Genomic DNA, 9368 nt, shown 5'->3' on the forward strand with positions numbered 1-9368 from the left:
TCTCCTTTCATAATTTATTCATCATGCCGTAAACTGGTAGGAGCAAGGCAAGATAAGCAGCTAAAATACAAATGGCAATGATACTAAAAAGAGCTGGCTGAAGCACAGCTAAAGCTCTCGTTAACATATCATCTATTGCCTCAGCTAGATGCTCACTATAAATGAGTAGCTCTTTCGCCAAATAACCACTGTCCGATCCATGCTCGGCAAATGCAGCTAATTGAGTGCTCAGACCTGCTGTCATGTAGGTGGCTGTGTGGAATGGCTCTCCGAAAACAACTAATTCTTTTACATTACTAGCAATTTCACTGAGTACAATATCCAGATGTTGGTCAATCAAGACATCAAGGGCATTTTGCATAGAAAGCCCTGATTGTAACAAACTTCCTATTTCACTTGCAAAATCGCGCGTTTTTAGCATCGAAAAAAAAGTAGCTACGACAGGAATTGACATCATGATACGAATTTTAGTTTTAGGTTCAAATTTTTTGTAAATGACGACGCATAGTAACGTTAATAACATAATCAGCAACACCAAACTTATTACAACGTCAGGAATCTTTGTCACAATCGATGGTAAGCTGGATACAAATCCATTCGCTCCACTGTGTCTAGTCAATGCAAGAGCTTCCATGTTAGGCAAGAAAAAACGCCGAAAAGCAAGAAGCAAGACACTGATAAAGACAAATAGAACAATCGGATATGCCAAAAGGTTTTTTAATTTCTTTTGTTTTTCTTCTTTTCTCCTCAAACGGGCTGCCATCCCTTTCAAAGCTAACGCAAGTCGCCCATCCAATTCCGCAATGGCAACAGGGAGAAGCGTACTTGAAGAAAAATCAAATCTCCCTAAGATATGTGTCACACCGAGCCCTTGCTTAAAGTCATCATTAATGATCGCTAAAACAGTAGCGTACTCTTTCATATGATGTGGCAATAACAATGTGATACCGTCATGAAATGTATATCCCTCCATCAACAAAACAGCAAGTCGCTCTAGAAATTCTGGGCGATTGTGAAGTCTATTTCTTTGTTGAAATAGTATTTTAGGCATCTTGTATCACGCTTCGTCTACTGTATTTTTGAATGAGCGACTCCACCCTCAACTCTTCTGGAACAACCACTCGATCGCCTTTCATAATCGAGTCAGTCATACGGTTAAGCGTATCTCCTTGAATAATTTCAAAGACCGCCCCCATCTGCCCAGAAGCTGTTTGAACTAAACGTTGGGCTGCTATACAAATAATCGTTTGTCGCAGTTCTTCAGCAGAAATACCAAAATCCATCATTCTATAAAAACAACCCGCTGGATCTTTGGAGTGAACGCTAGTCAGAACTAAATGTCCCGTTAAAGCAGCTTGAACAGCAATTTTCGCAGTTTCGCTATCCCTGATTTCCCCAATCATAATAACATCTGGTGAATGACGCAGTATAGCTTTCAAACCAGCGGAATATGTCATCCCCGACCGTTCATTTACTTGAATTTGCAATAAATGCGAGTGGTTATTTTCGACAGGATCTTCTAGAGTAATCACATGCCGTTCTAACTGATTCAAATGAGCCGTTAAAGAATAAATGGTCGTCGTCTTGCCGCAGCCAGTTGGCCCGGTCAATAAAATAAGACCTTGCTGCTCAGAAACTGCTTGGCGCAATTTATCTGACCATTCCTGCTCAATGCATAGCTCGTCGAGCGAAACGATTCGGTCATGCCTTTGCAGGCGAATGACGACACTTTCTTTCATCATTATGGATGGGATCGTTGACACGCGGAAAGAAAAATTATTACCATCTATTTGTTTATGAAAAGAACCGCTTTGGGGTTTACGTTTGTCGCTAATGTCTAGTGAGGAAAGAAATTTGTAAAATGAAATCATACGGACCGCCAACTGTGGGGGTAATGTTCCGGATCGATCAAGCCTTGCATGCTTTTTGAATAATACATCGTATCCTCCCCGCATCGGAACCAGATGGATATCGCTTGCTTCGTATTGGATAGCCGTCTCAAGCAGCTGAAAGCTCTTCTGTTCGACGACGTTATCATTTCTAATCATTCAACACCCCTCTTTTTTTCAAGTTGAAGATGGAAGACCACTTTCCACCTTACGACACAGTATACGACTTGCAACTCCAAATTGGAATACTTTTCCTTGAAGTCGAATTTTGCTTCGCTTAAAAGAAAGCATATTTAAAATTTCACCCCATTTTCATATAGTAAATCTTGTATTTAGCAAAAGGCTCTCCTTCATATTAAAAAGGATTTTGCTACATAAAAACAAAAACATTTCTCCTTATCCACTTCTTTGTCACAATGAAATAACGATTGGAGTTTACATCTGTAGTCATTATCCTTTATAATGAATGTGAGCTTATTGTAATGTTTTATTAAGGAGGGACGCACACATGGATAATATGTTTAAGTTAATGGGCTGGTGGACAGGTATTTTCGCGGTTATGTTTTTCGTTGGAGATATGTTAACACCTGCGCTTCTTTTTGTCGCGAGTACAGTGTTCTTCTTACTACTTGGGTTTTTGAACCTTACAGAACGTATGTATATGTATATTTTTGGAGCTTACCTAACTGTTTTCATGGTTGGATTCAGCTATTACACAACATTCATTCACGTACAAGGTATGCACTAAAAGTACATACAAAAAAACAGCCTTTAGTTGGGCTGTTTTTTTGTTTTTATTTCTAATCGATTACACCCGGCGTAATTGCGTCCGGAGGTTTTATCTTCTTTCAGCAAGCATTTGAACACCCACTGAACAGGAAAACAAAGCTGCATTTATCTCATCAACCATAGTGGTGATAATCTTCTGCCGAATGAAGGTAAATCGTCTTAAAATCCATTCAAAAAAGGATTTGAATCTTTTTCATCCCCAGGTGTCGTCCAAGATTCATGCCCAGGATAAATGATAAAATCATCATCGAGCGTGAGTAGCTTATTATGGATGGAATCAAGTAAGATTCCCGTATTACCACCCGGCAAGTCAGTCCTGCCCACACTTCGTTTGAACAAGGTATCCCCAACAATCGCAAAACGAGCACTCTCAAAAATATAAGAAACGCTTCCCGGTGAGTGCCCTGGCATATGCCGTACTTCGAACGTAAATGGGCCAACCTCCATCACACCTTCTTGTGCTATCAAATGATCCGGCTTCCTGTTCCGGACATCCGGCAATCCAGGGTATTTTGCAGAGCCATTCAACTTAGGGTCTGACAGCCATTCACGCTCTTCCTCATGAATATAAACAGGTATACCAAAACGATCCCTTACACTGTCAACAGCCCCGATATGATCAAAATGGGCGTGCGTCAGCAGAATGGCAACCGGTGTCAATTCTTGGCTAACCACTTTACGAATAATACGTGAGCTTTCTTCGCCTGGATCGATAATGAGGCAATTCCCCATTTCATCTTGAATGATATAACAATTTGTCTGAATGGGTCCTAACGGATATGTACTAACCTTCAACATCATTCTCACCTCCCCCACACATATTACGCAACCTGAAATACGATTTCAAACAATCGTCACTTATTTACCTCGACAAAATTGATTATAAACAGTACAATAGAGGAGGAATATTGTTAAATCGGACTTGCATGGATGTGCTGACTTCTGCATCACTCTCAGGACGTGAGTGACTTTAACAGAAGTTCCTATCGAAAGGAGTGTCTTCCCAATGAACTTATTGATGGTTATTTTCGGACTTATCGCAATTTTAGCGGTCGTTGGTACAGTCCAAGCGTTCAAAGAACGGAATGTTTTAAGTATTGTATTCAATCTTGGAGCTGCAGTCGTTTTTGGAGGCTTTACAATTGCGACAGTCGTTTTCCAAGGGTACCCACCAGGTCTATAAGAAAAGTAAAAGCGCCTAAATTAGGTGCTTTTTCTTTTATTTAATAGCAGAACAAAAGCGCAAGCGCCTGTTCAGCCCCGACAAGCGCTGGAGGGCTTGAAAGTAAAGGCGCCCTTTGCCTTTACTAGCAAGACCGAAGCGACTCGAGGGGCTAGGCGCTGGAGCCTAGCGAGAAATAACCCTATTCCGACTCATCCACAGTACGAGAATTTTATAATTTTGTATGAAAAGAACTTGGATAGAAGGCAATACGAAAGTAAGCCCTCTATCCTGTTTTTTTAAAAAAGGGCGTTACTGTTATGTATGCTCTTTTCACTAATAAATTCAGGCACCTTGTTTTTCAGATGCCGCTACTGTGTATCCTTTCTCTCTTAGATATTTAATCATTTTCGCCTCATTGTATTGTTGCTTCTCGCGAACGTATTCGGCGCCTAGTTCCTTATACGGTTCACCTGTTTTTAAGATATTATAAGCAATGGTCAGAATTAAATGTGCAGAAGCAACCCGCGCTTTCATTTTCCCTTGTCTTTTGGCGATTCTTTTCTCATGAGAAGAAATTCTATTGTTCTGTCTACTAGTCGCTGAAGCACATTGGACAGCTGTTGTCCTCAATCCTTTATTTCCATGAGTAGTCCTACCCGTTTTATTTTTACCAGCACTTTCATAATTTCCAGGACTAACACCAGCCCAAGACGCGAGATGTTTCGCCGATTTAAATTCAGACATATCAACACCCATTTCAGCGATAAATACAGCGGAAGAGTCTTTCTTAACACCCGGAATCGTCATAAGTAATTCTACTTCTTTCTGATAAGGACGAAGTAATTGATCAATCTGTTTTTCGATGTCAGCGATGGCTTTTTCCAAATATATCATGTGCTCCCAATGATAGCGCAACATATTCCGATGATGTAGACGGATACGCCCATTGATTGCTTCTGCGATTTCCGCGATACTCGCTTTCGTTCTTCCATCCACTAGTTTTTTAAGATGATTGACTTCTATTTTTTCGCCTTCCATAATTGCTTCCAGAATACGGCGTCCTGAAACACCAAAGATATCGGATAGTACAGAAGTCAATTTAACATTGGCGTCTTGGAGTATTTTGTGTATTCTATTACGTTCCGAGGTGCGATGTCCGATTAGTTTTGTTCGATAACGCGTAAGGTCTCGCAAATCCCGAATCTCTTCCGGCGGAACAAAGTTACCTTCAATCAGTCCACTTCGTAATAATTTAGCAAGCCATTCTGCATCCTTAACATCTGTTTTGCGTCCCGGAACATTTTTGACATGTCTCGCATTAGCGAGAACGAGATGAAAGGAAAACTCCAATATGTTCCATACTGGTTTCCAATAGACACAGGTACTTTCCATAACGATATCCGTTACTTGAAAATGAGTTAACCAATCACTTAGTGATAAAAGTCCTGTTGTAGTCGTTGAAAATGTTTTAATTTCCTTCTTCGGTCTTTTATCTACCGGTCCATATAAAACACAAGCTACCACTGTTTCTTGGTGTACATCTAGGCCAGCACACCGTTCAATCATTGCTTCCATCAGAAATCACCCCAATCATAAATTTAACAATACATATGACAGGAGTAATGTTTCAAAATTTTTGTATACGTGCTTTATGCACAATAGACGGTTCTTCAATCCTGTCATAACCAGTTTCCTAAACAGGGTATCATTCAAAAATGATCCACCAAAATTATATCAGCCTGGATGTATTGTTATATAATCATTATTTCCCTTTGAAATAATGGACTAAACTTTATTAGGGGTTAGAACTATTTTCATGCTAGACGATGGCGGCGAGAATCGGCGCCTGGTTGTTTCCTAAGCTAAAATAAAACAACATCCTTTGCGTATATATCCACAAAAGATGTTGTTCTTTTTCATTCCAGAAAATCTAGCCATATTCTTTCTTCTGCTGTTTCGATATCAATAAGCGTTGTTGCGGAAGAACCAGTTATGCAAGTTAACCCAGATGGTGAGCAGCGCAGGAAGCCCGCTGCAATATCTTCAGTAATCACCTGCTGCTGCCCTTCTTTTTCTTGAATCAAACGAAACGGAGAGGATAACTCGTCCAATTGACCGCCTATTGCCGGTGCTCGAAGAAACACCGTGTGGTTTGAAGCCCATTCAACTTCAAGAACTACCCATTCTGAATAATTACTGACCGCAGGTAGTGTCCATTCCGACAGAAGTCTACCATTCGATTCCGATAACTCGTAATGTGCATCCCCCGCCTCATTGATTTTCACGGTCAATAACGACTGTTCATATGTATCGTAATAGATAACTCCATCGACCCCTAAATCACCCCACTCTTCTGTTGTTGGGTTATAAAGGAGAAGCTCCCCACCATCTAAGGGATGATCTTCCATATACCCAATTACAATCTGCTCTGTACCAAACCATTTAGGAAATGGATCTTCGATAGGAAGAAGACCTAAATAAGATTCTGCTCCCTTATATAGAAAAAGATCGAATGTCCAATCTTGATAAAATGCAGTTAGAAGAATAAGCGACGGATCTAAATCATTCCACTCAATGGCCAATTCTGTTGAAGCAACTTCAATTTCATCCTGTATAATACCGTCCGTCGATAAGATTTTAATCGTTGCAGAAGTTGAATTATCACTTGTATGTAGTAATAGATATTTTTTTGAGGGGTGGATGAGGACATCAATGACAATAGATTTTTCTTCATGCAATGTATCCGTTTCACCTGTATTCAAGTCAAAAGTGTTTACTTTGTAAAAACCTTCATCCTTTTCAACGTAGACAATTTTCTTATCTGTCAACCAATCTGCAACAAAATGGAATTTTGCAGGATCAGCAGTTAGTATTTTGCCGATTTCTTCATCGATTACATCGACCTGTTCAATTGGTTCATTATCTAATGGATTTCCTTTCATATTGTCGTCCGTCTTTGCTGTACAACCTGTCATTAGTAAGGCGGCGATGCAGAAGGCGACCAATCTTATTCTCACGATGCCACCTCCATTCTCTATTCATCTATAAATTATGCTGAAGCAAGGAACAAAAGCGCAAGCGCCTGTTCAGCCCCGACAAGCGCTGGAGGTCTTACTAGTAAAGGCGCCCTTTACCCTTTACTAGCAAGACCGAAGCGACTCGAGGGGCTAGGCGCTGGAGCCTAGACGAGAAATCCCCTATTCCGACTTATCCACAGTACGAGAATTTTATAATTTCCTAAGCTATAAAAAAAGGCTGCACGGAAAGTTCCGTGCAGAACCTTATCATTCCTTCTGTTGACCTGTAATTTTCGGTATATTTTCTAATTCTTGCTCTTCCTTAAACCTGAGCAAATCTCCATTGATAATCATATCGGAATAGTTTAGCTCCGTCGCAGCACGTTCGATAAACGGCTCACATGCCTCCCGATCCATTTCTTCACCTGTCTCACTGTCGTAACAAACATCTTGCGTGAAAACAGCTTTATCGGTTACAAAACGTCCGTCTCGGAAAATGGCAAACGGTTCATGATCCGGAGAGAAAATATCCGAACCCAATTGCATATCTTCCTTTGTATCAATACCCATTAAGTGAAGAATGGTCGGCCTCAAGTCGATTTGCCCCGCCACTTCGTCAATCGTTTTTCCTTCGCCGTAGCCAGGAATATGAATGTACAAAGGAACCCGTTGTAATTTCGCATTATCATAAGGTGTAATTTCCTTATCTAAATACATCCCCATCGCCTTGTTATGGTTTTCTGAAATACCATAATGATCTCCATACATAACAATAATCGAATTATCATAGAGCCCATTCGCTTTCAAGTCATCAAAAAGAACTTTAATCGCTTCGTCCATATACCTTACTGCCTGGAAATATTTGTTTAATGTATTCGAGTTCGAAGTATATGCTGGGATGAGCATATCTTCCTCATCCAAATCAAACGGATGGTGATTCGTCAATGTAATCAACCTTGAATAAAATGGCTGTGGCATATCTTTCATCAACTCAACGGATTGATTGAAAAACGGAATATCTTTCATTCCCCAGTTAACAGCTTCCCCTTCACCGATTTCATAACTTTCAAGATCATAATACTTATCGATTCCAAGGGCACCGTACATAATATCACGGTTCCAGAAACTTCGGTTATTGGCATGCATCACATTTGTGAAGTAGCCCTCTTTTCCAAGTTGCTCTGCCATTGACTGGTACGTATTTCCACTATGTGTGAAAAATACTGCACTGCCGTTTCTTGGATACAACGAATTTTCAAGAATGAATTCTGAATCCGATGTTTTTCCAAGCCCTGTCTGATGATAAAAATCAGAGAAATAGAATGTATCTGGATTCTTCGTCAACTCGTTCAGGAATGGTGTAATAACATGCCCATCCATCTCTTCATTAATGACGAAAGACTGCAAGGATTCAAGCGAAATCGCAATAATATTGCGTCCTTTCGCAAGTCCGTACATTTCCGGATCAGGAGCAGCATAATTAGCATTAATATAGTTCCCTGCCTCTACCAATTCACTGCCATCTGCAAGCGCACGTTGTGCATGCGATTTTGATTGAATGAACAAATCATAAATATGATAGTTGTAGGTTCCAATATTTTTCACAAGAAGCTCTCTGTCAAAGCTGCGCGTTAACAATTGTGGTCTTTCCATTTCAGCTAGCCCTAAATTGACCATCATTACTGTAGCTGTTACGACAAAATAAAGCTTTCTAGCAATTTTTCCGCGCTGTTCGCTACGTTGGCCTTCCGGTATATACCGTATCGCCAAATAGACAATGAGAACATCTGTAAAAAAGAAGATATCCGTCAAATGGAGATTGGCAGTTACCGAGGATGACAAATCTCCAAAGTTACTTGTTTGAAATAGTACCGGTAATGTGATGAAATCATTAAAAAATCTATAAAACACTGCATTACTAAACATAATGATTGAAGTGATTGCACTCACCGATAGTAAATAGATGTTGCGTCTTTTCGTACTCTTCATGAATAGCGCAAGGCCATAAACAAATAACAGGAAACTAAGTGGATTCAAAAAAAGAATGAATTCCTGCATTAGATTATCAATTTTCATATTGAAGCTTGTTAAATAGCCGAAATACGTTGTAAGCCAAGTTGCGATAATTGCGATGATGAGTACGGAATGTTTGGGCCATACGAAGTTCTTCATTCCATCTCTCCCTTTCAGCAGTATAGTTACTACTTTGAATTTGATGTGCTCATTAAACTGCACTATATAATAGACGGTGTGACCGATGAAAAGTTTCATTAATCATGAAGAAAAGGTAAAAAGGATGATAACGATAGGTCTATTCTCATAATTCAGATGCTTCTTTACGCAAAATTAGCATCGCTTGCAAATAATCCTCCTGCATCAGTAAGCCACTGTCATAAAGGTCTTTTACTTCAGACTGTACCATGTCAATGTCGACATGTCGGTCACCCGTATAAACATAAATTCCAAAGCGCTTCAATAATTGAAGAACTCCAAAATAATCTTTCATAT

General features: G+C 39.9%; 9 protein-coding genes. 2 read left to right on the forward strand and 7 right to left on the reverse strand.

Going from position 1 to position 9368, the window contains the following annotated elements; all coding sequences use genetic code 11:
• Nucleotides 1-7: 7 nt before the first annotated feature.
• On the reverse strand, nt 8-1051 hold the full coding sequence (gene comGB / locus N1I80_RS12590; protein ID WP_340738214.1) for a competence type IV pilus assembly protein ComGB: 1044 nt from the start codon (nt 1049-1051) through the stop codon (nt 8-10).
• Nucleotides 1044-2048: a competence type IV pilus ATPase ComGA gene (gene comGA / locus N1I80_RS12595; protein WP_340738215.1), complete on the reverse strand. Its 1005-nt coding sequence runs from the start codon at nt 2046-2048 to the stop codon at nt 1044-1046. The genes comGB and comGA overlap by 8 nt, the downstream gene beginning before the upstream one ends.
• Before the next feature lie 349 nt (nt 2049-2397).
• Between comGA and N1I80_RS12600 the strand changes: the two genes are divergently transcribed.
• Nucleotides 2398-2637, forward strand: a complete 240-nt coding sequence (locus N1I80_RS12600; RefSeq protein WP_340738216.1) for a DUF2626 family protein — start codon at nt 2398-2400, stop codon at nt 2635-2637.
• Between the two features lie 200 nt (nt 2638-2837).
• On the opposite strand, the gene N1I80_RS12605 is transcribed toward N1I80_RS12600, so the two are convergent.
• A complete protein-coding gene (locus N1I80_RS12605) occupies nt 2838-3476 on the reverse strand; it encodes an MBL fold metallo-hydrolase (protein ID WP_340738217.1) in 639 nt (212 codons plus the stop codon).
• A 208-nt stretch (nt 3477-3684) separates the two neighbouring features.
• Here N1I80_RS12605 and N1I80_RS12610 point away from each other — a divergent pair, with 208 nt between their 5' ends.
• A complete protein-coding gene (locus N1I80_RS12610) occupies nt 3685-3861 on the forward strand; it encodes a DUF2759 domain-containing protein (protein WP_340738218.1) in 177 nt (58 codons plus the stop codon).
• Between the two features lie 324 nt (nt 3862-4185).
• Here N1I80_RS12610 and N1I80_RS12615 read toward each other — a convergent pair whose 3' ends face one another.
• The 4 genes from N1I80_RS12615 to N1I80_RS12630 form a co-directional block, all read right to left on the reverse strand.
• Complete coding sequence (locus N1I80_RS12615; protein ID WP_340738219.1) at nt 4186-5418, reverse strand: IS110 family transposase; 1233 nt, start codon at nt 5416-5418, stop codon at nt 4186-4188.
• Nucleotides 5419-5759: 341 nt separating this feature from the next.
• A complete protein-coding gene (locus N1I80_RS12620; protein WP_340738220.1) occupies nt 5760-6860 on the reverse strand; it encodes a YqgU-like beta propeller domain-containing protein in 1101 nt (366 codons plus the stop codon).
• Nucleotides 6861-7127: 267 nt separating this feature from the next.
• On the reverse strand, nt 7128-9032 hold the full coding sequence (locus N1I80_RS12625) for an LTA synthase family protein (RefSeq protein WP_340738221.1): 1905 nt from the start codon (nt 9030-9032) through the stop codon (nt 7128-7130).
• 145 nt (nt 9033-9177) lie between these two features.
• Nucleotides 9178-9366, reverse strand: coding sequence for a YqgQ family protein (locus N1I80_RS12630; RefSeq protein WP_340738222.1), 189 nt, complete (start codon nt 9364-9366; stop codon nt 9178-9180).
• Nucleotides 9367-9368 lie beyond the last annotated feature (2 nt).

It is taken from the genome of Sporosarcina sp. FSL K6-3457 (genome assembly GCF_038007285.1).
In the GTDB taxonomy this organism is placed as follows: Bacteria; Bacillota; Bacilli; order Bacillales_A; family Planococcaceae; genus Sporosarcina.